The 23,978-nt window shown below is 44.5% G+C and carries 24 protein-coding genes and 2 riboswitches; of the genes, 5 read left to right on the top strand and 19 right to left on the bottom strand.

Features of this window, described 5'->3' with window-relative positions:
- Nucleotides 1-10 precede the first annotated feature (10 nt).
- From J7E37_RS19495 to J7E37_RS19435, 13 genes are all read right to left on the bottom strand, one after another.
- Nucleotides 11-679, bottom strand: a complete 669-nt coding sequence (locus J7E37_RS19495; RefSeq protein WP_214776235.1) for a methionine ABC transporter permease — start codon at nt 677-679, stop codon at nt 11-13.
- Entirely contained in the window at nt 672-1,697 is a 1,026-nt protein-coding gene (locus J7E37_RS19490; protein ID WP_214776236.1) for a methionine ABC transporter ATP-binding protein, read from the bottom strand. Before J7E37_RS19490 ends, J7E37_RS19495 begins: the two co-directional genes overlap by 8 nt.
- Nucleotides 1,698-1,983: 286 nt before the next feature.
- A riboswitch (SAM riboswitch) is annotated at nt 1,984-2,097 on the bottom strand.
- Nucleotides 2,098-2,208: 111 nt separating this feature from the next.
- Entirely contained in the window at nt 2,209-3,525 is a 1,317-nt protein-coding gene (locus J7E37_RS19485; RefSeq protein WP_215026508.1) for an O-acetylhomoserine aminocarboxypropyltransferase/cysteine synthase family protein, read from the bottom strand.
- A gap of 77 nt (nt 3,526-3,602) precedes the next feature.
- A riboswitch (SAM riboswitch) is annotated at nt 3,603-3,705 on the bottom strand.
- An 86-nt stretch (nt 3,706-3,791) separates the two neighbouring features.
- Nucleotides 3,792-4,130: a hypothetical protein gene (locus tag J7E37_RS19480; RefSeq protein ID WP_214776238.1), complete on the bottom strand. Its 339-nt coding sequence runs from the start codon at nt 4,128-4,130 to the stop codon at nt 3,792-3,794.
- A 182-nt stretch (nt 4,131-4,312) separates the two neighbouring features.
- Nucleotides 4,313-5,578 (bottom strand): MFS transporter, encoded by a 1,266-nt coding sequence (locus J7E37_RS19475; protein ID WP_215026506.1) that lies wholly within the window; start codon nt 5,576-5,578, stop codon nt 4,313-4,315.
- Nucleotides 5,579-5,788: 210 nt separating this feature from the next.
- Nucleotides 5,789-6,097 carry a thioredoxin family protein gene (locus J7E37_RS19470; RefSeq protein ID WP_215026502.1) on the bottom strand — a complete coding sequence of 103 codons (309 nt, stop codon included), beginning with the start codon at nt 6,095-6,097 and terminating at the stop codon, nt 5,789-5,791.
- Nucleotides 6,098-6,103: 6 nt separating this feature from the next.
- Nucleotides 6,104-6,460: a toprim domain-containing protein gene (locus J7E37_RS19465; RefSeq protein ID WP_214738930.1), complete on the bottom strand. Its 357-nt coding sequence runs from the start codon at nt 6,458-6,460 to the stop codon at nt 6,104-6,106.
- 335 nt (nt 6,461-6,795) lie between these two features.
- The gene (locus tag J7E37_RS19460) at nt 6,796-7,035 is read right to left on the bottom strand and encodes a YusG family protein (RefSeq protein ID WP_214776241.1); all 240 of its coding nucleotides are present in this window, start codon (nt 7,033-7,035) and stop codon (nt 6,796-6,798) included.
- Between the two features lie 466 nt (nt 7,036-7,501).
- Nucleotides 7,502-7,882, bottom strand: coding sequence for a glycine cleavage system protein GcvH (gene gcvH, locus J7E37_RS19455; RefSeq protein ID WP_214776242.1), 381 nt, complete (start codon nt 7,880-7,882; stop codon nt 7,502-7,504).
- A gap of 53 nt (nt 7,883-7,935) precedes the next feature.
- On the bottom strand, nt 7,936-8,292 hold the full coding sequence (locus J7E37_RS19450; RefSeq protein ID WP_214776243.1) for an arsenate reductase family protein: 357 nt from the start codon (nt 8,290-8,292) through the stop codon (nt 7,936-7,938).
- Nucleotides 8,293-8,719: 427 nt separating this feature from the next.
- Nucleotides 8,720-10,504: an acyl-CoA dehydrogenase family protein gene (locus J7E37_RS19445; protein WP_214776244.1), complete on the bottom strand. Its 1,785-nt coding sequence runs from the start codon at nt 10,502-10,504 to the stop codon at nt 8,720-8,722.
- A 54-nt stretch (nt 10,505-10,558) separates the two neighbouring features.
- On the bottom strand, nt 10,559-11,734 hold the full coding sequence (locus J7E37_RS19440; protein WP_215026499.1) for an acetyl-CoA C-acetyltransferase: 1,176 nt from the start codon (nt 11,732-11,734) through the stop codon (nt 10,559-10,561).
- Nucleotides 11,735-11,793: 59 nt separating this feature from the next.
- A complete protein-coding gene (locus tag J7E37_RS19435; protein ID WP_215026554.1) occupies nt 11,794-14,175 on the bottom strand; it encodes a 3-hydroxyacyl-CoA dehydrogenase/enoyl-CoA hydratase family protein in 2,382 nt (793 codons plus the stop codon).
- A gap of 240 nt (nt 14,176-14,415) precedes the next feature.
- On the opposite strand from J7E37_RS19435, the gene J7E37_RS19430 reads away from it, so the two are divergent.
- On the top strand, nt 14,416-14,547 hold the full coding sequence (locus tag J7E37_RS19430) for a YuzL family protein (RefSeq protein WP_214776246.1): 132 nt from the start codon (nt 14,416-14,418) through the stop codon (nt 14,545-14,547).
- Nucleotides 14,548-14,711: 164 nt separating this feature from the next.
- Here the strand turns inward: J7E37_RS19430 and J7E37_RS19425 are convergent, their stop codons facing one another.
- Nucleotides 14,712-15,629 (bottom strand): proline dehydrogenase family protein, encoded by a 918-nt coding sequence (locus J7E37_RS19425; RefSeq protein ID WP_214776247.1) that lies wholly within the window; start codon nt 15,627-15,629, stop codon nt 14,712-14,714.
- Nucleotides 15,630-15,846: 217 nt separating this feature from the next.
- Between J7E37_RS19425 and J7E37_RS19420 the strand changes: the two genes are divergently transcribed.
- The gene (locus J7E37_RS19420; protein ID WP_215026497.1) at nt 15,847-16,131 is read left to right on the top strand and encodes a hypothetical protein; all 285 of its coding nucleotides are present in this window, start codon (nt 15,847-15,849) and stop codon (nt 16,129-16,131) included.
- A gap of 25 nt (nt 16,132-16,156) precedes the next feature.
- Nucleotides 16,157-16,504 (top strand): spore coat protein, encoded by a 348-nt coding sequence (locus tag J7E37_RS19415; protein WP_215026494.1) that lies wholly within the window; start codon nt 16,157-16,159, stop codon nt 16,502-16,504.
- Nucleotides 16,505-16,996: 492 nt separating this feature from the next.
- Here the strand turns inward: J7E37_RS19415 and J7E37_RS19410 are convergent, their stop codons facing one another.
- From J7E37_RS19410 to J7E37_RS19390, 5 genes are read right to left on the bottom strand one after another with little or no spacing between them, the layout of a single operon-like run.
- Nucleotides 16,997-17,239, bottom strand: a complete 243-nt coding sequence (locus J7E37_RS19410) for a YusU family protein (protein WP_215026491.1) — start codon at nt 17,237-17,239, stop codon at nt 16,997-16,999.
- 13 nt (nt 17,240-17,252) lie between these two features.
- Nucleotides 17,253-18,017: an IucA/IucC family C-terminal-domain containing protein gene (locus tag J7E37_RS19405; RefSeq protein ID WP_215026551.1), complete on the bottom strand. Its 765-nt coding sequence runs from the start codon at nt 18,015-18,017 to the stop codon at nt 17,253-17,255.
- Nucleotides 18,014-18,835, bottom strand: a complete 822-nt coding sequence (locus J7E37_RS19400; protein ID WP_251009768.1) for an ABC transporter ATP-binding protein — start codon at nt 18,833-18,835, stop codon at nt 18,014-18,016. Before J7E37_RS19400 ends, J7E37_RS19405 begins: the two co-directional genes overlap by 4 nt.
- A 23-nt stretch (nt 18,836-18,858) precedes the next feature.
- Complete coding sequence (locus tag J7E37_RS19395; protein WP_214776252.1) at nt 18,859-19,914, bottom strand: FecCD family ABC transporter permease; 1,056 nt, start codon at nt 19,912-19,914, stop codon at nt 18,859-18,861.
- Entirely contained in the window at nt 19,911-20,915 is a 1,005-nt protein-coding gene (locus J7E37_RS19390; RefSeq protein WP_215026488.1) for a FecCD family ABC transporter permease, read from the bottom strand. Before J7E37_RS19390 ends, J7E37_RS19395 begins: the two co-directional genes overlap by 4 nt.
- Nucleotides 20,916-21,199: 284 nt before the next feature.
- On the opposite strand from J7E37_RS19390, the gene J7E37_RS19385 reads away from it, so the two are divergent.
- The gene (locus J7E37_RS19385; RefSeq protein ID WP_214776254.1) at nt 21,200-22,162 is read left to right on the top strand and encodes an ABC transporter substrate-binding protein; all 963 of its coding nucleotides are present in this window, start codon (nt 21,200-21,202) and stop codon (nt 22,160-22,162) included.
- Nucleotides 22,163-22,413: 251 nt separating this feature from the next.
- Complete coding sequence (locus tag J7E37_RS19380; protein WP_483297226.1) at nt 22,414-23,958, top strand: spore germination protein; 1,545 nt, start codon at nt 22,414-22,416, stop codon at nt 23,956-23,958.
- Nucleotides 23,959-23,978 lie beyond the last annotated feature (20 nt).

Genomic DNA, 23,978 nt, shown 5'->3' with positions numbered 1-23,978 from the left:
ATTCTCTCCTTTATCTCTTATCTAATTTTCTAGTGAAGAAATCCCCTGCAAACTGGATTATAAACACAATTATCAAAATAATGATGGTGGCCATCAAGGTGACATCATTCCGGCTTCTCTGGAAACCTTCAAGGTATGCCAGGTTCCCAAGTCCGCCTGCGCCGATGACTCCGGCCATCGCAGTGTAACTGACCAGCGCGATTGCCGTCACTGTAATACCGGAAACCAATGCTGGCATCGATTCCGGCAGCAGCACCTTCCAGATGATCGTTGTCGTCTTGGCCCCCATAGACTTTGCTGCTTCAATGACCCCTTTATCAATCTCACGCAAGCCAATTTCAACCATCCTTGCGTAAAATGGAGCCGATCCAATGATCAGTGCAGGCAATGCAGCGTTTTCCCCGATCATCGAGCCCACGATGACCTTTGTAAAAGGAATCAATAGGACGATTAAAATAATGAACGGGATCGATCTGAAAATATTAACAATTGCGCTCAATACTAAATTGACCGGTTTGTTTTCCCAAATATTGCCCTTAGATGTCAAAAACAGCAGCAGTCCCAGGATTGCTCCAAGGATGAAAGTAGCCACAACGGAAATGGCACTCATGTATAGTGTCTCAACTGTCGCTTCCCACATTCTGTCCCAGTTGACATTCGGAAACAATGTCTCAGCCATTCGAAATCACCTCCACGCCGACTTCATGCTGGCCGATATACTCTATTGCCCGGGCTACTTCGCCCTCTTCACCATCAAGATGGATGAACAAGGTTCCATATGAACCATTTTGTGTCTGCGAAATTTTACCCTGGACAATATTGACCGTTATTGAAAACTTACGGATCAAGTTGGTGATCAGCGGCTGTTCGGTCCCTTCACCTACGAATGTCAGCTGGATAACACGACCATGTGGATATCGCTCAAGTAAGTGGTCAACTGTTTCCTTTGTTTCCTCCGGTTCTGTCACCTGCTGGACGAATCTTTTCGTGATTGGCTGCTGTGGATTCTTGAATACTTCCAAAACAGGTCCTGTTTCAACAACCTTTCCGCCTTCCATTACGGCGACACGGTGACAGATTTTCCTGATAACGTGCATTTCATGAGTGATCAGGACGATCGTAAGACCGAGCCTTTTATTAATATCAACAAGGAGATCAAGAATCTGGTCAGTCGTCTGCGGATCAAGTGCTGACGTTGCTTCATCCCCAAGCAGTACCTTAGGATTATTGGCAAGCGCCCTGGCGATTCCGACCCTTTGCTTCTGACCGCCGCTCAACTGGGAAGGATAGGCATCTCCCCGGCCCTCGAGACCTACAAGTGTGATTAACTCTTTTACCCGTTTCTCTCTCTCAGCACTTGGAACTCCTGCAATTTCAAGCGGGAACGCGATATTCTCTGCCACTGTTCTTGACCAGAGCAGGTTGAAATGCTGGAAAATCATGCTGATTTCCTGGCGGGCCTTGCGCAGTTCTGCTCCCTTAATCCTGGAAACTTCCTTTCCGGCTACAACTACAGAACCTGATGTCGGGATCTCCAGCCCATTCAGCATTCGAATCAAAGTACTTTTACCGGCACCACTGTAGCCGATGACTCCGTAGATTTCTCCTTCCTTGACTTCAAGGTTGACATCATCGACTGCCTTAACCTCTCCCTTGTTGGAAGGATAAATCTTTCTGGCATTTTTTATTGTAATCAATTGACTCCCCCTCTTTGCAACCGAGTATTCCACACTTATTAAAACCGTTAAATTTCCCTAAAAATAAGAAGGTTATCAATCTAGTTTCCCATTCCCTAACCGAAAAAATTCAAACTCAGTAAAATCGGGCAATAGGCTCTTATCCTTAACGGGAAAATTGTGCTCTTGTGATAAAATCTTTTCGGACATGCTTTTTGGCTATAACTTTTTAGCATTTATTCGAAAAGAACAAAATAAAAGCCTTCCTGCAAGTGAGCAGAAAGGCATAGTAATAGTGGATTCCTTTCTCTCATCTGTCAAAGCGATCGCTTTGCGTGAATTGGCACCATTTCAGCAAGCAATGCTTACTGACGGTTGCCGGGCTTCATAGGGCACTTCCCTCCACCTCTCTTGATAAGAGCACGCTATTAAATTATCTAATCGGTTTTAAGTTACGAGTGTGATTGTAGCACGGAGTAAAAAAGTGTGTCAATAAAATTATTTTCAAATATTTTCTGGAAGGTTATGGATTTCAAATTTTAGCCGGGACTCCAGGTACTCCGGTCGCTTTTTCGATCGCCTGCTCCAGGTCTTCAATGATGTCCTCAACGTTTTCAATCCCCACTGACAGGCGGATTAAATCTTCAGGAACCCCAGCTGCTTTAAGGCCTTCTGAGTCCAGCTGCTGATGGGTTGTGCTTGCAGGATGGATAATCAGGCTTTTTGCGTCGCCGACGTTCGCGACATGGGACCATAATTCTAATGAGTTGATCAGCTTTGCTCCGGCTTCCCTGCCGCCTTCAATTCCAAAAATGACTACTGCCCCGGCTCCCTTTGGAAGATAACGATCTGCCAATTCTTTGTCAGGATGTGACTCGTGACCTGGATAGCTGACCCATGTAACAGCAGGATGGGACTCAAGGTAACCTACGATTTTACGGGTATTGGCGATATGCTCCTTCATGCGGACATGCAAAGTTTCTATGCCAAGATTGAATTGGAACGCACTCAGCGGACTGAGTGCCGGTCCAAGGTCACGCAAAAGCTGTACTCTTGCCTTTACGATATAGGCGGCAGCACCGATTGCTTCACTGTAGACAATGTTATGGTAGCTGTTGTCCGGCTCATTGAAGCCTGGGAATTTAGGAGACTTCCAATCAAAGTTTCCGCCATCCACAATAATCCCGCCCATGACTGTCCCATTTCCTAATAGCCACTTGGTTGCCGAGTGGACGACGATATCTGCGCCATGTTCAATTGGCCGGCATAGATATGGTGTTGCAAATGTGTTATCGATGATCAGCGGAACACCTGCTTCGTGAGCAACTTCGGCCACAGCTTCAATATCCAGAACCCTGAGACTTGGATTGCCGATTGTTTCTGCATAGACTGCTTTTGTTTTTGGAGTGATCGCCTTTCGGAAATTTTCAGGATCAACAGAATCAACTAAGTGAACTTTTATTCCATACTTTGGAAGGGTGACAGCAAATAGATTGTATGTGCCCCCATATAGATTAGCGGCAGCGACAATCTCATCACCCGCATGCGCAATGTTCAGGATGGCCATCGTGATGGCAGACATCCCGCTTGATAAAGCGAGCGCACCTACACCGCCTTCAAGCAAAGCCACTTTTTCTTCCAGGGCAGTAACAGTCGGATTATGTATCCTTGAATAAATATAACCCGGTTCTTTAAGTGCAAATAAATCTGCTGCATGTTCTGTGTTTTCGAATTGGAATGCATTGCTCGAATAAATTGGTACTGCCCTTGCTCCGGTCACCGGGTCTGGTGACTGGCCGCCATGTACCCCCAGCGTTTCTATCCTGTAAGTCTTTTGCTCATTAGTCATCTCCATCTCTCCAATCTAAATAATTTATCTGAAAAAACAAAAACCCTCTTCCTAAGAAGAGGGTCATTTATCATCTCTCCTTATCTTTTCAGAGCAAAAACTCTGCTGGAATTAGCACCGTGTTTCACAACCGGTTGCCGGGCTTCATGGGGCCAGTCCCTCCGCCTCTCTGGATAAGAATATTCAATTTCGTTTTTACTGCGTTAAAGTGATAATAGCACGTCACAAATTACCAGTCAATATATTTAGATTATTCAGATATAAATTTATACACGAACTGGTCCCGCAAGATAAAATAACGATTCCAAAACCAATTGGGCGCGAAAAGGACAATCAGTTGTAAAATAATTCATCTTTATTCCTTGCAGCAATTTAAGATTCCCATCAAATAAATGCTCAAAATACGCATTCATCCCCGAGATTGTTGCAGTTTTTCCCGTATCCATACAGGGATCACAGCGGGCAACCCTGCCATCCTTAAAAGACATGTAGTAGGTGTTACCCTCTGCTTCTATTTTTAAGATTAAATCCAGTTTTTTTACTAGTTGCAGAATATGCTCTTTGTTGGGAATCTCATTCACAAACCTGTCTATTCGTTCTTGCATTCCGATCAACTCCCTCATATTACATATTCCTTGTAATTAGGGAAAAACCTGTTGGAATCCTTCGACAAATAATTCGATGAAAAATGAATTTACATCGTGAATAACGTAAAAAAGACAATACCGTGTGATATTTCGGCATTGTCTTTCATTTCCCGAGAAATATATCCAAAGAAATACAGTAATCAAGCCGTTTTTGTATTCACTATGCCGGATTTTGGCTTATCCATCGTTTTGAAGACTACGAAGAAATAAGTGGATCCAACTAAATACAGACCAGCAGTGATAGTAAAAACTGTTGCATATCCCCAATAGGTACCGTATTTCAAGACAATCCCAGTCGATACCGGCCCCATCACTGCCCAGCCGAGATTAAACACCATTTGATTCACAGAGTTGGCCAAACCCTTCATGGAATCATCAACCTTCGACATCATTAACGACATCTGGATTGGATTGCCCGCGTTCATTAGTGCCTGACGGAATAAAAAGCCTAGAGCTGCCAGCCAAAAATTCTGAGTGTACGCTGTCAGCAGCAAAAACGGCAAAGAAAGCATCTGTAAAACAACTACCGCTCTTACTTCCCCAAGTCTGCGCACAACCAAAGGCCCGATGATCATCGCTACAGCTGTTGCTCCCTGCCCCAGTGAAATGACCAGGCCAATCAATGAATTGGAAGCCATGAACCGATCCGCAAAATAGAGGTTCAAGTATGGGATGACCAATCCTGCTCCAAAGCCTATCATCAATTGGGCTACCGCAAACAGCAGGATAATTTTGAAGCTGGCTTTATGCGGGATGATTTTGGATTTTTCTTTTATATCGCCAGCCGATATGCGGGATGGCCGATTTTCATTTAACCTCATAATCGGAAGCAGGGCAGCCATAAACAAGAACGATCCAATCATCAATGTATACCTGATACTTTCAAGTCCAGGTACCACCATGCCGAATAAGTCTGTGAGGATTCCACCCAAAAGACTTCCTATTACATTGGCACCCGTCATCATCGCAAAGTGAATACTGAATAAATGTACGCGTTGTTCAGGTTTCGAATTCTCCGCCAGCCAGGGAATGATCGACACCTGGATAAATGCGGAAGCAAGGCCTGTTCCAAACGCAAAAAGAATTAATAAGGACTGACTTTCAACAATACTCCGGCTGAATAAGATCAGCCCTGTCGTGACGGCTCCATACAGCATTAATTTTTTCCTGCCTGCTTTATCACTCAGTATGCCTGCAGGGATAAGAATGAGAGCAGTTGCCAGCGAGGTCATGGCTATGACCTTTCCGTTTACAAGCTCATTATAGCCTAACTCCCTGATGTAAAAATTATAAATGACCATGAAAATTCCAAGGCCAATCTGGGTCAATATGTTCGCAATGAAGGTAAGTCGTATGTTTCGATTATAAGTTTTAATTTGTGCCGCCCATTCCTGGTATAGAGCCATTTTATTTCGCCCCTCAATTATTTCGCTAATCTAAATATAATATTTATGGAACGATATGTAAATCTATTTTGTCGATTCATTTTTATTAGAAAAGGATCTCTATCTAACGGGGAAGTATCGCTTCTATCCGGCAATATCATCTTTTAAAGGTAAAAACAAAACACATATCTGAAATGGGCAAAAAAAAAAAACGGCATAGCCGCTTTTACATCAATTTAAACCTTTTAGTTTTTCATAAAGATAAGGAACAGATTGAAATGCGTAGATTTTTTCTAGCACCTCTCCCATGTTCAACACAATCAGACATGGGACACTTTCAATCTCAAATCGTTCCGCCATCTCAGGCAGATAATTCAAGTCTGCTTTGCCTGCAGGAATTTCCAGCAGCAGCTGATCGATGACAGTGAGCATCTTTCCAGCTACCTGGCAGGTACCGCACATTGGTGTGTAAAAATATAGGTAACCTGTTCTTTTTTCCTCCAGGAAGGTTTCCATCTCTGATTTAGTCCATTCTTCCATCTACAGTCATCCTTTTTCTAAATACTCTGCATGAACATCAATATTTGCGCCAATTAAAACTGTAGCAAGGTGATTTTCCGGTGCCGTAGCCACTTCCCTGTACATCCTGTCAATATACAAATGGTTCGCCTCAGGAAATTCCCTTTTAAATTGCTTTCTCAATTTTTCCCCTGACGCATCTGCATCCACGAGGATATATACATCTTTATCAAAAAGGGAATCAATCAGTTCATCAAGCTTCGAAACACCAATAGTCCCATTAGTACAAATAATTTCAACCGGTTCATTTAGCACGGTTTGAACTTTCTTTTTGTCTGACGAACCCTCTACTATGATCACCTTGTGATTTTCGTCCATCGCCATAACCACCTATGCACCAGAGATAATTACCTTACAATATTATAAACATGAATATTGAATTTGTGCTGTTATGTTCATATTTCTATTGTCACTGTTTTTAAAGGAGATTGCAAAAAATTAGACTAGCATGCTGACAGGAAATCTGCTTAAACTTTTCTTATATGACCATATTGAGCGTTGCGCTGTGTTTTGGGTTTATAGAAACTTCCTGTGCGACCTTTTTCATGATCTAGCGTGATTTAGGGCTTATAGAATTTTCTATGTGATCTTAACCAGCATTGCTTACTTGGAGCACATAGAGAAAAACAGCGGCATGTCTGGCCGCTGTTCTGATTTGTCTAACACCAGCCGCCTTCATCACAATCAGTATACCGAGGTTGTGATTGATCCGGCACTGATACATGCTGGTAAATCTTATTCTGTTCTGCCTCATAGTGATGCTCCAATTTCATCTGCATTCCTTCTGGAAGCTCTATGGATCCAATGTGTTCGTTTTCCAGGTAAAGCTGTACCTGGCCGTTTTCAAGCTTTCCTGTCACTCTGTCCGTTATATCAAGCTTTTGTTGGTTCAGTGTCATAAGTTTCACCCTCTTCGATAGTTGATTGCTTTTAGTTTGTCCGAATTCAGGCAATGAATTGATGGAAAAATGAAGGAGTTTATAAGAAAAGCGGAAGCGCCTTGTTCAGCCCTGACAAGCGTTGGAGGGCTGGCCAATGAAGTCGCTCTTTGACTTCATTGGCCGGACCGAAGACGAAAAGCGGAGGCGACTGCCCTACTCCGACAAGCGCTGGAGGGCCTGACAGTGAAGTCGCTCTTTGACTTCATTGGCAGGACCGAAGCGTCTCGAGGAGTTAGGAGCCGCAGCTAGACAAACGTCTCGAGCTGCTCAAAGCTAACGCCTTTCGCAAGATACTCGAGGAAGCAATAGCAGGGATGAAAACTGGCTAGGCGCTGGAGCTGGAGCTGGACAATCTTCATCATAAAATTTCCAATAAATTATTCACAATAGAAAACGCCTTGAATTATCAAGGCGTCAGTTTAAATTATTCTTTGATCATGTCTTCGTATTGTTCAGATGTCATTAGCTTTTCAACTTCACTGTTGTCAGATAGCTCAACAGTAATCATCCAAGCTTTTTCGTATGGTGATTCGTTAACAAATTCAGGGCTGTCATTTAATTCTTCGTTAATTTCCACTACCTTGCCGCTTACTGGTGCATAAAGCTCTGATACCGTTTTTACGGATTCTACACTTCCGAATGGCTGGTCAACAGTGATTTCGTCGCCCACTTCCGGCAGTTCGACGAATACGATGTCGCCAAGTTCAGATTGCGCGAAATCTGTGATTCCGATGCGAACCTTTTCTCCTTCTACCTTTACCCATTCGTGTTCTTCAGAATAACGCAACTCTTTCGGTGCATTCATTGACTATCCCTCCAATTGTATATCTCTATCGATTAATATCGATGGGACCAAAATTACAGCCAGGCTTTTTCAAATTCATCCTCTTTAAAGCCTACAGTTACTTTTTCTCCGTCTGTCATCAGCGGGCGTTTGATGAGCATACCGTCAGATGCAAGCAGTTCAAGCAGCTCATCTTTAGATGCTGTCTTGATTTTGTCTTTCATCCCCAGTTCCCTGTATTTCTGGCCGCTCGTATTGAAAAATTTCTTGATATCGAGGCCGCTTTTTTCCAGCATTTCTTCCAGCTGGGATTGGGAAGGCGGGTTTTCGACAATATGTACTTCATTATAGTTTACTTCATGCTGGTCCAACCATTTTTTGGCGTTCCTGCATGTGCCGCATTTAGGGTACCAATAAAACGTCTTTGCCATATTTTTCACCACCCTTTGCTAGTATCCCAATAATAAAACCCTCTAATCGGATAGTAACATAATAAGGCTGAAAAATACTAACATTCCGTGTTTAATTTCCCCGATATTTTAGGCATCCATTACTTTATTCTACATATTTCGCAAATGTCCTCCATGAAACTGAATTCTTATTTATAAAAATTAGGTTCTGTTAAATTCGGCTGTTGATTTTCGTTCCAGGCGCTTCGCTTTCCGCGGGCAGTCGGGGAGCCTCCTCAGCGCTTTAAGCGCCTCCGGGGTCTCCCCATGACTTTCTCATCCCGCAGGAGTCTTCGCGCCTTCCACTACAATCAATAGGATGTAAAACAACAATTGGCGTTAACAGAGCCAAAAATATAAATAAAAACACTTCTCCCGGAGAACAGGAGAAGTGTTCATGCACATTAGATTAAACGATGAATCGCTCTGCTTCGATCAGCTTTTCAGATGCTTCACGCTTCTTCGCAATGACATTGATCGGAGTATGTCTTGTGAACTTGCGCAATGCAGAAGTCAACATGCGAAGCGCGTCGCCTTCTTCTGTTGCAACAAGAGTTTCTTTTGCGTCACGCTCGATTTCATTGAATGCTTCCTGGCAGAAGATTTGCGTGTAAAGAAGCTTTTGCTTGCTCTTTTCAAGACCTTCTTTGTCGATCGCTTTTTCTGTACGAAGAACAGCAGATTCCATTGAATAAGCGTTAGAGATGATATCCGCGATATTAACGAGGATCTCCTGCTCTTTTTCCAATGCTTTGCCAAACTTTTGTGCAGCTAATCCAGCTGCAAGCAAGCCGATTTTCTTCGCGTTTTTAACAAGGTATTTCTCCTGTGCCAACGGCTCATCGCCTGGCTCTTCAGGCATTAGCATCATGAGCTCTTCCTGCAGCTGTTGAGCTTTTTGCAATAATGGAAGCTCGCCCTTCATAGCTTTACGCAGGAATGTTCCTGGTACCAATAGGCGGTTGATTTCGTTCGTTCCTTCGAAAATACGGTTGATCCTTGAATCACGGTAAGCTCTTTCGATTTCATACTCCTGCATGAAGCCATATCCACCGTGGATCTGTACACCTTCATCTACAACATAGTCAAGTGTTTCTGTTGCGAAGACTTTGTTCATTGAGCACTCGATTGCGTACTCAGCGATTGAGTCAGCGACTGCTTTACCGTTGTTGATTTCTTCCTCAGACAACTGGTTCATTCTTTCTTCGAACAAGCCTACTGTACGGTATACAGAGCTCTCGGTTGCGTATATTTTGGAAGCCATTGTCGCAAGCTTCTCTTTTGTAAGGTTGAATTGTGAAATAGGTGTCTTGAACTGCTGGCGCTGGTTAGCATACTTTACAGTCAGACCGAATGCCTGCTTGGCACCGCCAGTTGCGCCTACACCCAGCTTATAACGTCCAATGTTCAGGATATTGAATGCAATAAGGTGGCCTTTTCCAGCTTCACCAAGAAGGTTTTCGACAGGAATTTGAGCATCCTCAAGAATCAATGTACGTGTAGAAGAGCTCTTGATCCCCATTTTCTTCTCTTCTGCGCCTACTGATACTCCAGGATATTCTCTTTCAACGATGAAAGCGGTGAATTGTTCGCCATCGATTTTAGCATAAACAACGAATACGTCCGCAAAGCCAGCGTTTGTGATCCATTGCTTTTCTCCGTTCAGAACGTAGTGAGTGCCTTCAGCATTCAGCTTAGCAGTTGTCTTAGCACCAAGTGCGTCTGATCCCGATCCTGGCTCAGTAAGAGCGTAAGCTGCAAGCTTTTCACCAGTAGCCAATGGTGGAAGATATTTTTGTTTTTGCTCTTCATTACCGAATAGAACGATTGGCAATGAACCGATTCCAACGTGTGCACCGTGGGAGATGGAGAAACCGCCGGCAACTGCCATCTTCTCAGCGATTAAAGCTGAGCTGATTTTATCAAGGCTTAAACCGCCGTATTCTTCAGGAACGTCAGCTCCAAGAAGGCCAAGCTCTCCAGCTTCCTTCAATAGTTTCACAGTGCGGTCAAACTCATGCTGCTCGATATATTCAACCTGAGGCAATACTTCGTTCGTGACGAAATCCTCAGTTGTTTTTGCAATCATTTTATGCTCATCTGTGTAATCCTCTGGAGTGAAAACATGGTCATAAGTTACATCTTCGATTAAGAAGCTTCCGCCTTTTACAAGCTTTTCTGTTTGGTTACCCATTTATTGTTCCTCCTATCCATTTTGGGGAGAGGCTGAGGCCTCTCCATATATTGTTTAAAGTAGTTCAAATACTCCAGCTGCACCCATGCCGCCGCCGATACACATTGTGACGACGCCGAATTGCTCATTTCTGCGTTTCATTTCGTGGATCACCGTCAAAGTCAGCTTCGCGCCGGTTGTTCCCAGTGGGTGTCCCAATGCAATCGCTCCACCGTTCACGTTGACTTTATCTTCATCAAGACCCAGCTCGCGGATGACCTGGATTGATTGTGAAGCGAAGGCTTCGTTCAATTCGAATACACCGATATCTGAAACTTGAAGTCCAGCAAGCTTCAATGCTTTAGGGATTGCTACCACGGGACCGATTCCCATGATTTCAGGAGGTACTCCGCCGAGTGCGAATGACCTGAATTTAGCCAGAGGCTTCAATCCAAGAGATTCAGCCTTTTCGCGGTCCATGACCATGACTGCCGCTGCTCCGTCACTAGTCTGTGAGGAGTTACCTGCAGTTACTGTGCCGTTGATATTGAACGCCGGACGCAGCTTCGCAAGTGTTTCCAGGTTCGTGTCAGGACGTACTCCCTCATCCTGTTTGAATTGGATTGTCTTTTCAACAAGCTTATTGTCTTTTCCTACTGTACGGAGGGTTACATCAACAGGAACGATTTCATCCTCGAATTTGCCTTCCTGGATTGCTTTTGCCGCGCGCTGATGGCTTCTTACTGCAAATGCATCCTGGTCTTCACGGGATATGCCGTACTTCTTGGCTACTTCCTCAGCTGTGTGGCCCATTCCCATATAATATTGCGGAGCACTTTCAGCCAATTTCGAATTAGGGCGGACGACATGGCCCATCATTGGAACAAGGCTCATTGATTCGGCACCACCAGCGATAATGGTGTCTGCATGGCCAAGCATGATTCTTTCGGATGCATTCGCAATCGCCTGCAGTCCTGAAGAACAATAACGGTTGATTGTAATGGCCGGCACTTCATGTGACAGACCGGCAAGTGCACCGATATTACGCGCCATATTCAAGCCCTGCTCTGCTTCTGGCATTGCACAGCCAATGATTAAATCATCAATATTCCCTTCATAATTGCCTGCTCTTTTTAGAGTTTCTCTTACTACAAGAGCTCCAAGATCGTCAGGTCGGACATTAGCAAGAGTTCCTTTTTTTGCTTTTCCGACCGGTGTCCGTGCTCCGGCTACGATTACCGCTTCTCTCATCTCATTCCCTCTCTTTCCTTTGATGTTAAAATATATTTCACTGTGAAACTATAAATCTATTAGTTGCGCAATGGCTTGCCTTTTACGAGCATATGCTGCATGCGCTGCTGTGATTTCGGTTCTGCCACAAGGCTTAGGAACGCTTCTCTTTCAAGGTCAAGCAAGTATTGCTCATCTACTTCGGTTCCGTATGGTACTTTTCCGCCGGCGATGACATACGCAAGCTTCTTCGCAATTTTCAAGTCATGTTCAGAAATGTAACCTGATAGATGCATCGTTTGAGCACCCAGCAGCAGGGTTGCATATCCCGGTTCGCCTGTTACAGGAACCTTCTTCCTCACCGGTGCTTTATAACCGCTTTCATATAAGTTCAATGCAGCCTGTTTGGCATCATATAACAAGTGATCGCTGTTAACGCTGATACCATCTGCTTCATTCAGGAAGTTATTTTCACGGGCCTCTTCTCCTGAAGTGGAGACTTTAGCCATTGCGATTGTTTCGAATACTTTATTCGCAACCTTTTGAAGGTCGAAATCAACGCCTTTTGGCAGTCCTTCAAGATGCTTGATATAAAGCTCCTTGTTTCCGCCTCCGCCTGGAATCAGGCCTACACCAGCCTCTACCAGACCCATATATGTTTCCATGGATGCCTGGATATGGGCTGCCGGCAAGCACATTTCAGCGCCTCCGCCAAGCGTCATTCCAAATGGAGCAGCTACAATTGGCTTAGAGCTGTATTTGATTTTCATCGTCGTCTGCTGGAATTGGCGTACGACCATATCAAGATCCCAGATGTTATCATCCTGGGCTTCCATCAGGATCATGGCAAGATTCGCACCAACTGAGAAGTTTTTGCCCTGGTTGCCGATTACAAGACCCTTAAAATTCTTTTCTACTTCATCGATCGCGAAGTTGATCATCTGAAGGATATCTGGTCCGATTGAGTTGCTGTGTGAGTGGAATTCCAGAAGGGCGATTCCATCTCCAAGATCAATCAGGCTTGCGCCGCCATTCTTTTTAATGACACCCTTTTGCTTCTTCAAGAGCTTCAGGTTAATTGCCTTTGGATTTTCTTCTACAGCTGCGTATTCACCATTATGGTAATAGCTCAGTCTGCCATCTTCTTCTTTGTAGAATGAAGTGAAGCCTTTTTCGACCATTTCTTTTACCCACGCAGGAACAGTCTTGCCTTCAGACTCCATTTTGCTGATTGCTTTTTCGACGCCTAGTGCATCCCAAGCTTCGAAAGGCCCCATTTCCCAGCCGAATCCCCACTTCATTGCACGGTCAACCGCGACGATATCATCGGCAATTGTCCCAAGCAAATCAGCCGAGTAAACAAGCACAGGGCTGAAAATATTCCATAAAAGTTCACCGGAGCGATCCTTACCATAAACAAGCGCTTTCATTTTATTGGCAAGGCCTTTTTCCTGCTTAGCCATTTCAGTAGACGCTGTCTTTAATTTTTTACGCGGGCCGTATTCCAGTGTCTGTGGATCGAGTTCAAGAATTTCCTTGCCCTGTTTCAGGAAGAATCCCTGCCCTGACTTGCTTCCAAGCCAGCCGTTCTCAAGCATCTTCTTCATGAACTCAGGTACTTCAAAGACTTCCTTTTCTTCCCCTTCAACCTGGTCATACACGTTCTTTGCAACATGGGCGAATGTATCGAGACCAACTACATCCAGTGTTCGGAATGTTGCGCTCTTAGGACGGCCGATCATTGGGCCAGTTACAGAGTCAACTTCACCAACACTGTAGCCGCCTTTCACCATTTCTCTTACTGTTACCAGCAATCCGTAAGTACCGATACGGTTTGCGATGAAGTTAGGTGTATCCTTCGCCTCAACGACACCTTTTCCTAGCTGGTCTTCACCGAAAGTCTTAATGAATGAAAGGACTTCAGGATCCGTATCTTTAGTAGGGATCACTTCAAGCAGCTTCAGATAGCGCGGCGGGTTGAAGAAATGCGTGCCCAGGAAATGCTTCCTGAAATCTTCGGAACGTCCTTCCGCCATTGCCTCGACTGAGATTCCTGAGGTATTTGAGCTGATGATGCTTCCCTGCTTGCGGTATTTATCTACATCAGTGAAAACTTTCTTTTTAATATCAAGGTTTTCAACCACTACTTCAATAACCCAGTCGACATCTTTGAGTTTTTCCATATCATCTTCGAAATTGCCTGCTTCAATTAGAGCAAGATTCTTTTTGGAAGCCAAGGGTGCCGGCTTTTGCTTCAATAACTTCTGCAGTGCTCCTGCACTGATTCGATTGCGCACCTGCTTGTCATCAAGTGTCAGGCCTTTCGCTTTTTCCTGTTCCGTTAATTCCCGAGGTACAATATCCAGCAGCAATGTCGGAATCCCGATGTTTGCCAGATGTGCGGCAATCCCTGATCCCATGACACCTGAACCAAGCACCGCTGCCTTTTGAATTTGTCGCATCAATTTTGTCTCCCCCTTTGACTCTTTTTGAATGAATACTCATTCATTTTTGCACCAAAAAAAATATGCATATAAATGAGCTCTGTTAATTACTACTATAAAATATTTAAAAAATTTCCGCAATAATAAGGTGCGGAAAAAAGAAAATTTTTTGAATCTTTAATCCCCATGCTTATTTCTCCTGACTTGGGCACTCTATAAAGGCAGTACCTTTATCTTTAAATACACGGAGGTATGATCATGGCTAGATTGAAAAAAGATCCATCCAAGGCTGGCGTCAGCGCTGCAAGTGTAAAAGGAAATGCTGGCCCGTCTATGGGTAAGGGCGGCGAAAGAAAACAGAACAGCCAGAACAGCCAGTATAAAAAATAAAAGCGTAAGCGCCTTGGTCGGCGTAGACAAGCGTCTCTGGGAGTTAGGAGCTCCAGCTAGACTCGAGAGGCTTCGCGCTGAAGCTGGATAATTCTCAAAGTAGAGTTGTACACCCTCCTAAATGAAATAAATAAAACAGGCTGACAAGTTTGTCAGCCTGATCATTATTTCTTTAACATTCCTTTTAAAACAAATGCCACGTTTGCCGGACGCTCTGCAAGACGGCGCATGAAGTAACCGTACCAGTCTGTTCCGAATGGGACATAAACGCGCATCGTATAGCCTTCTTCGGCAAGCTGCAGCTGCCTTTCCGGCATGATTCCAAACAGCATCTGGAATTCGAACTGGCTTTTCGGGATATTGTTTTCTTTTGCAAATTCTTTTGTAAAATTGATGATATTGTCATCATGTGAAGCAACTGCAGTGTAGTTGCCATTCATTAAGTGCATTTTGATGATTTTCTTGAAGTTCTCGTCAACATCCTTCTTCTCCGGGAAGGCCACTTCCGGCGACTCTTTGTACGCACCCTTCACAAGGCGGAGGTTTGGAGAATATTGATTCAAGTCCTCGATATCTTTTTCAGTCCTGTATAAATAAGCCTGGATGACCGTGCCGATGTTGTCATATTCGGACTTCAGCTGCTTGAAAATATCCAGAGTCCTCTGGCAGCGCTCGTAGTCCTCCATGTCGATTGTCACAAATACATTATTCTCTTTGGCTGTATCCATGATTCGGCGCATATTGTTCATGACTACTTTTTCAGAAATATCAAAGCCGAGCGAAGTCATTTTGACGCTCATCTGCGAGTTTAATTTTTCGCGGCCAATCGCTTTTATCATTGCAATCGAGCTTTCAGCTCTCTCATTCGCTTCTCTTTCATTGTCGACAAATTCGCCAAGGAAATCGACGGTTGCCGCAAGGTTCTTGCTGTTAAGCTCTTTGATGACTTCCACTGATTGCTCGACTGTTTCGCCGGAAACGAAGCGTTTTGCCCCTAGACGAAGGCCGTATTTCTTGGCCATCTTCGTAAAAAATTTATTTTTCGATAGAAAAAGAAAGAAGTTCCTCATTAATTGTTCCATAGCTTTTCCTCCCCTTAATGAAAACGATTACAACACCCTTTAAAAAAATTGCTTCATCTATATATATTTTGCAAAATTATTTTATCACTTTTTATTAGCTTTGAATATTACTTTCGTAGGAAAATGTTCTTTTTTGACGAATCTTGTCCTGCATACTTTATTTCGGCCCGGGAACGATAATATCCGTAGGAATGAACATAAAACAGGAGGTTCTATTATGCAGCAGCAAAACATGAATTTTCAAGGCCAGCAGCAAGGGGTCATGCAGACGCCGCCGTCAGTTGTATCGACTAAAGATTCTTTATACTTAACAGATATGCTTTCATGGAACTTACTTGCGATGAAAAAAGCACATTTCTTTGCCCAACAGTGCCAGGACCAGGAGTTGAAGATGGAAATCGAAAAGTGCGGACAAATGCATCAGAGACACTACCAGAACATCCTTACACACTTGAACAGCCCGCAAAATCAGGCATATTCCCAAACGCCAGGAATGCAATAATCGAACTAGACAGGAGGAAAAGTGGATGAACCAGAACCAGAATCAGCAAAAAATCCAAAACCCGGAAACACAGGTCCAAAAGACACCGCAGATGAATGATCGTGATTTTATCAATGATATTTTAACGACTGAAAAATACATGACTCACGGGTATGATACTGTTCTTAATGAATTAAGCCACGACCAACTTTATCAGGATGTACTCGGAATCTACACCGAAACAGCCAATGCCCAGCGCAGCCTTTATAACCTGATGTTCAAGAAAGGCTGGTACGGAGTCGAAGCGGCAGACGCACAGAAGCTTCAGCAATCTCATCAGCAATTCCAGGGATACTCAAATCAATTCCCATATGGCGGACAGCAGCTTCAATAAATGGTATTCTACCGGGTTACTTCGCCCGGTTCTTATTTTGCCGGACACTCTTCCGGAATTTCCTCTTGGTTTTGTCCGATAGAGCTCTTCTAATGGACACTTTTCTGGAATTTCCTCTTGGTTTTGTCCGATAGAGCCCTTCTAATGGACACTTTTATGGGATTTACTCTTGATTTTGTCCGATAGAGCCCTTCTAACGGACACTCTTCCGGAATCTCCTCATGGTTTTGTCCGATAGAACCCTTCTAATGGACACTTTTCCGGAATCTCCTCATGGTTTTGTCCGATAGAACCCTTCTAACGGACACTCTTCCGGAATCTCCTCATGGTTTTGTCCGATAGAACCCTTCTAATGGACACTTTTCCGGAATCTCCTCATGGTTTTGTCCGATAGAACCCTTCTAATGGACACTTTTCAGAGAATTCCTCTCGGTTTTGTCCGATAGCAAAAAAGCTGACAAAAAAACCACCTCGCTAAGAGATGGTTCTTCGTTATTTCTGGCGGTTTTGCTCATTCAGTTCTTTGACTTCTGCTATAACGTTCTTGATCTGTTCCTTGGCATCCGGGTATTCTGCATTCCAGTGCTTTGCCAGGGGAGGCATCGACTTAGCGATATGGCTGTACACTATCCATGTTTTAACCTTTTCAATGTTATCTGCGGAGGCTTCGCCAACCAGCAGCTCGGTATATTTTTCGAGCAAGCCATTGATTTGTTCTGAGAATTCGTTATCCAATTTCCATCCTCCTTTAATTTATGCCGCATGTCCTTGGACAGGTTTTGCAGTAACCGCCTTTTTCCTTTAGCAGATAGCTGTAACAACAGGTTTTTCGTATCCTGATATAAGAATCTGCTTCTTCCTGATAGACTGGTTCACTGTAATACTTCGCGATTGGGTTGTTGTGATAGCGTCCGAACAACTTCCCGGGGGCCGACTTGATCAGAAAGGAAAAGTCATCTTCTGCCCTCATCTTTACCTCGTGATCCTCGGTCTGGATTAATATTTTTTCATAGAGCCAAAAAATATAGACTGCGACATTTTCCCATAAAATCAATTTTGAGATTTTCGCAGATTTTGAGATGGCATCCATGACTGGAAATAGATTATCCGCAAACAAATGCCTGACTGCTTCCTTCCTCCACTCTTCCCGCTGCCCCGAAGGACACACGTCGGTGCTTTTGTTTTTCAGATAAAACCCAGGCAGCCAAAGTCCATCCTTAATGGCGTCTGCCAGGATAATATTTTCCGGTGAAACATCCAGCTTTTTGTTAAAAGCCGTCATGGAGTATAGATACAGGACGGCAAGAAAGGCATGGCGTTTGATGAAAACGGATGCCGCCGTTTTAGCATCTGGAGCCTTTAACCCTTCATTGAACCTTTCCAGATAAGTCCCCATTGCCGAAGCATCCGTAAACGGCCTGAAATCGATCTGAATATCTGTTTCAGGCTCGGAAACGACAAAACGGTAGTTGGCGAGAATTCCGCTTTCAGCTGCAGTCAGTTCCGCCTTCATACGGGTGCTCCCACTTTGTCCCTGACGATGCGGCGCCCTTTGCCATGGGGAATGCAAAGCGGCGTGCCGAACAACGGATCGATGGTCACTTCACAGTCCATTCCAAAAACATGTTTCACAAGACCGCAGTTAATGACAACTTCCGGCTTTCCCTGATCAAAGATTTCCTGGTCCTTGATCGCGACGATATTATGGGCATATCGGCAGGCAAGATTCAGGTCATGTAAAACCATGACAATCGTTCTGCCTTCGTTTTCATTCAATTCAAAAAGAAGGTCGAGGATCTCGATTTGATGAGTCATATCCAGATAAGTTGTCGGTTCATCGAGCAGGATGATATCCGTATCCTGCGCCAGGGTCATCGCAATCCAGGCACGCTGACGCTGTCCCCCAGACAATGAATCGACAGTGCGGTCCTTCAGGTGGTCAATGCCTGTTGCCTTCAAAGCATTTTCAACACTTCTCTCATCTTCTTCCGACCATTGCTTCAGCCAGGTCTGGTAAGGGTATCTGCCTTGTTTTACAAGCTGCAGGACGGTCAATCCTTCCGGAGCTGAGGGTGACTGGGGCAGAATCGCCATCTTACGCGCGACTTCCTTCGTAGACAGCTTGGAGATCGCCTCGCCTTCCAGGAGGATCGCTCCTGCCTGCGGCTTTAGCAGCCTGGCGATTGAGCGGAGCAAGGTGGATTTACCGCAGCCATTCCCTCCGATAAAAACGGTAATTTCCCCTTTGGGAATTTTTATGTCTAATTCATTTATGATAATGGAATCTCCATAGGAAAGCGTCAGTTTTTCCGTTTCTATTGCCTGGTTCATGTCGATTCCCCTTTCTGTCAGGTTTAGGAATTTCTCGTCTTATATAGCAGGTAAATAAAATAGGGTGCACCGATTCCGGCGGTGAAAACTCCTGCAGGGACCTCTAGTGGCGAAAACATCGTACGTCCGATCAAATCAGCCAGCATGACCAAGATCCCGCCAATTACAGCCGATACTGGTAAAAGTGCCCCGAATGCTGAACCGACAAGCCTTCTCGCCATATGCGGCGCCATCAGGCCAACGAAACCGATTCCTCCAGCAAAAGCGACCGAACTGGCAATCAATGCCGTGCTGACGAGCAGCAGTACGAACCGCTGCCTCTGTACATGGCCTCCAACGCCTGTGGCTATATCTTCCCCAAGCTCCTGGACATTGACATTCCTTGCAAAAATAAACGCAATCAGCAGCATGATGACTGTCCATGGAACAAGCACGGCGACATTGCTCCAGGTGGATCCATAGACCGTTCCCGTAATCCAGATATTCGCCTGGCTTGCGCGATAAATAGGACCCATGATCATCATCAGTGTGGTCAATGCCTGCATTAGCGCAGAAATCCCGATGCCAATCAATACTAGGCGCACAGGCGATACGCCATTTTTCCAGGAAAGAAAATAAACAAGGAATGCTACAATAGAAGCACCCGCAAAAGCCGCTACCGGCATCCATTCTATGCTCACTGTCAGTGCATTATTATCCCCGCTGAAAACTGCCAGGAACCCGACTACCGCCACTGCTGCGCCACCAGTGATTCCAAGGATATCAGGTGAAGCAAGCGGATTCCTGATCATCCCCTGGAGTATCCCTCCAGCCACTGCCAGACTGATGCCAACCATCAGGGCGACGATGATTCTCGGCAAGCGGAAGGATTGCACGACCAATCTCTCCATATCGCTTCCCCCGCCAAAAAACACCGCAATCACGCTTAATGGACTTATCGCCATATCGCCCATGCCTGTACTGATGACAAACACGGCTATTGCGGCAATCAGCAGTCCCAATAAAATCCCGGCTGCCCTTTTATCTATCAGAAAAGATACTTTATCTTTAAAAATCCTTAGGCCTTTATACTGGCTCATTTTCCGTTGAACCCCTTTCTCGCTATATAAATGAAAAATGGAGTCCCGATCATCGCTGTCATGACACCGACAGGGATTTCCTGGGGCATCAGCACGTAGCGGGCAGCGATATCCGCCGCCAACAACAGCATTCCTCCAAATATTGCCGAGAAAGGAATCACCCAGCGGTGGTCAATGCCGACAACCGCCCTTGTCAAATGCGGAATGACAATCCCGATAAATCCAATTGGTCCAGCAACAGCAACGGCTCCGCCAGATAAAAGAACAATGATCACACCTGCACCAAGCTTTACAAGACCAGTATTCATTCCAAGCCCCTTCGCAACGTCCTCATCCATTGACAGAACGTTCATTTTCGAGGAAATCAGGATAGCTGCCAGCCAGCCAACAACTAAATATGGAAGAACACTGATGAGCGTTTCCAGCTTACGCCCCTGTACGGAGCCCGCCAGCCAGTATAGTACCTGTTCAAGTGCTGCCTCATCCAGAACAAGAAGCCCCTGGGTGAAGGAGGAAAACATTGCTGTCATCGCTGCACCTGCAAGAGTCAACTTCATCGGTGTCAATCCTTCACGTCCAGCAGAGCCAATCACATAGACACTGACTGCTGCCAGTGCTGCACCCAGGAAGGAAATCCACGCAAAGGCCTGAAGACTGCCGACAGAAAATACCGTCACAGCCACAACTACCGCAAAACCGGCTCCGGCATTGACCCCAAAAATCCCCGGTGAAGCAAGGGGGTTTTTTGTTAACGTCTGCATCAGGACACCGGCAATTGCCAGGCTCGCACCTACAGCAGCCGCAATCAGCGCCCGGGGAAGCCGGACGGATTGAATGATGATATGTTCATTTGAACCATCATAATCGGTGAACGTGTTAAAAGCTGTTCCCCACGATGTATCGGTATAGCCGTAAACGATACTTGCACATATTAAAAATAAAATAAAGAAAATGGCCGCTACGAATCCGATCCATCTTTGGCCGTTGGTTTTCAGAAGCATGCTGGTTACCTATCTTTCTGCCGGGAATACTGTTATTTATTCTTTCTTCTCAAATAGCATTGATCACAGCTAATAAAAGTATTTTTAAAAAGTTGCTTATGTTGTTAATTTAACTTTACGTGAAAAAAGGGTTCTTTTCACCGGTTTGGCTGACAAGTTCACAAAATCGTCAATGATGATGAAAATCATTATCAATTAGTGTTGACATCTCACTCTATTGCATTTTATCATAAGGAGGCAGTAATTGAAAACGATTATCAATAACAATCTAGGAGGAACTACATATGAAAGTTTCAAAACATTTACTGGCTCTTCTCAGCATCTTCACCGTCCTGCTTTTGGCAGCATGCGGCAGCAACGAAGATGATGCTAAGAAAACAGCAGAAGCACCAAAGGAAAAGGAAGAAGGATACACAGTTGAACATGCAATGGGTGAGACCACCCTGGACAAGACTCCAGAAAAGGTTGTCATCCTGACAAATGAAGGGACAGAAGCACTTCTTGCGCTTGGAGTCACTCCAGTCGGTGCCGTCCAGTCATGGACAGGCGACCCTTGGTATGACCATATTGCTGAGGATATGAAAGATGTGGAAGTCGTTGGTGTTGAGAGCCAGGTTAATGTAGAGGCCATTGCTGCGCTCCAGCCAGACCTGATCATTGGCAATAAAATGCGCCAGGAAGATATTTATGAACAGCTTAAAGCAATCGCACCTACTGTTTTTGCAGAGGACCTTCGCGGAAATTGGAAGAACAACTTCGAACTTTACGCAAAGGCTGTAAACAAAGAGGAAAAAGGCAAAGAAGTACTTGGTGATTATGACCAGCGTATCGAAGGTCTGAAAGAAAAGCTTGGAGAAAAGTTAGATACAAAAGTATCGATGGTCCGCTTCATGGCAGGCGATGTACGTATTTACCACAAAGATTCATTCTCAGGCGTTATTCTTGAACAAATCGGCCTGGCTCGTCCAGAAAGCCAGGATAAAGAAGACTTTGCTGAAAAAGGCGTAACAAAGGAAAGAATCCCGGCAATGGACGGAGATATCCTCTTCTACTTCACATATGATGAAGGCGACGGCAAAGCAACAGAAGTCGAAAAGGAATGGATTGAAGACCCGTTATTCCAAAACCTTGAAGTAGCGAAAAAAGGTGAAGTCCACAAAGTGGATGATGCTATCTGGAACACAGCAGGCGGCGTATTGGCAGCCAACTTGATGCTTGATGATCTTGAAAAACATATGTTGAAATAGGCTTTTTTCTCGAACCAGGATTTTTACAATAATTTTTACAAAAGCAGCTTTAAATAAAATCCCCCCAAGATTTTATTTAACTAATCCCCCTTCCCCATATATATATAAGAGCAGAAAACCCGCAAAATTTTGCGGGTTCTTCTTTTTTGTTCCTCCCCCATTCACTTACAAATCAAATCAAGAAAACAATCTTCATAATCCTCCCATTTCCGGAAAGAATAAGTGTAAATCTAGATTGGCGGAGATTAACAATGAGACATCCATTCAAGAAAAAACTAATGCAAGAAATCGAGAAGGAAGCTGCACGTCAAGATACCGAAGGACAAAAGCCAGAGCAATATCTCAATGAGCACGAATGGGAAAAAGCGCTTTTAAGGTCACATGATTTTAAAAAGACTTTTTACGTGAATCAAAAATCAGAAAAAAAGTTCTGCTTCTCTTTTATGTCAACTTTAGTAGATGAAAGCATCCTTCAGAACAATGCCCTCCCGTATCTGCTGGAAGGCGAATTAACGGAAATCGAAGATGTTAAAAGCCTGATCCCCATTGCTGATGTCCAGGTTTCAGACAACAATGAGGATATTGAAAAGAAATTATTCAACGGATATGTACTCCTGACACTTGAGGGTGAAGAAAAATTTTTCGCCTTTATTGCTGCCCAAAAAGAGGTTGTCCGAACAGTCGCCCAGCCTGAGGTAGAATTCAGTGTTATCGGGCCAAAGGAATCTTTTGTAGAGTCCCTGGACCATAATCTCAATATGATCCGCAAAAGGGTCCCTGTGAAAGAGCTGATTATTGAGAATTACACGGTAGGTTCCATTTCTAAATCAGGTGTGGCTATCCTGTATATTGATGGAATTACAAATAAAGATAATGTCAATACTGTTGTTCAGCGGGTCAAAGATATTGAGTTTGATGAAATCACCGATAGCTCCTATATCGTCCAGTTGATTTCAGATAACCAGAACTCTCCTTTTCCGCAGCTTCTTGATACAGAAAGGCCAGACCGTATTGCGGCAATACTTGCAGAAGGTAAAGTCGCCATCCTTGTAGATGGTTCGCCGCACGCATTGATCGGGCCAACGACCCTGGTGGAATTTTTCGGGTCTTTCGAAGACTATTTCCTGAATTATTTATTGTCTTCTTTTTTCCGGCTGATCCGTCTATTCGCCGTTGCTTTCTCGATCCTGATCACACCGATTTATGTAGCAGCCCTTTCCTATCATTATGAATTGATCCCGAAGGACCTGCTAAGTACATTGATTACGTCAAGAAGGGAGATTCCACTCCCTCCTATCCTTGAAGCGTTGTTCCTTGAATTGACGATCGAGCTATTGCGTGAGGCCGGGGCCCGCCTGCCAACCAAGGTCGGCCAGACGATCGGTATCGTAGGCGGAATCGTAATCGGGACAGCTTCCGTTGAAGCTGGCCTGACGAGTAATGTCCTGCTGATCATTGTCGCACTGGCAGCACTGGCGTCTTTTACTACACCAGTATACCGGATGGGCAATACAATCAGGCTGCTGCGATTCCCGTTCCTGTTTTTCGCTGAGCTTTGGGGAATGCTGGGAATCGTCGTATCTTTCTCGTTCCTCCTGGCGCATTTGCTTAAACTGACATCATTGGGCAGGCCATTCCTTGAGCCTTTATATCCTCCGAGAGTATCAGATTTCAAAGATGCGATCATTCGGTTGCCATTTACAATGCAATATAATCGGCCTCAATATTTGAGGACAGAAAATCCAGTCCGTTTCAGTGAGAAAAAGGCAAAGGAAAAAAAGGACATCGACGAGTGAGCATTGGAGGTTTTGAAAAA

This window comes from Bacillus sp. ISL-39 (assembly GCF_018613295.1).
GTDB lineage: Bacteria > Bacillota > Bacilli > Bacillales > Cytobacillaceae > Mesobacillus.
The sequence above is the reverse complement of the archived record's forward strand: the minus strand, read 5'-3'. Positions and strand labels throughout refer to the sequence as shown.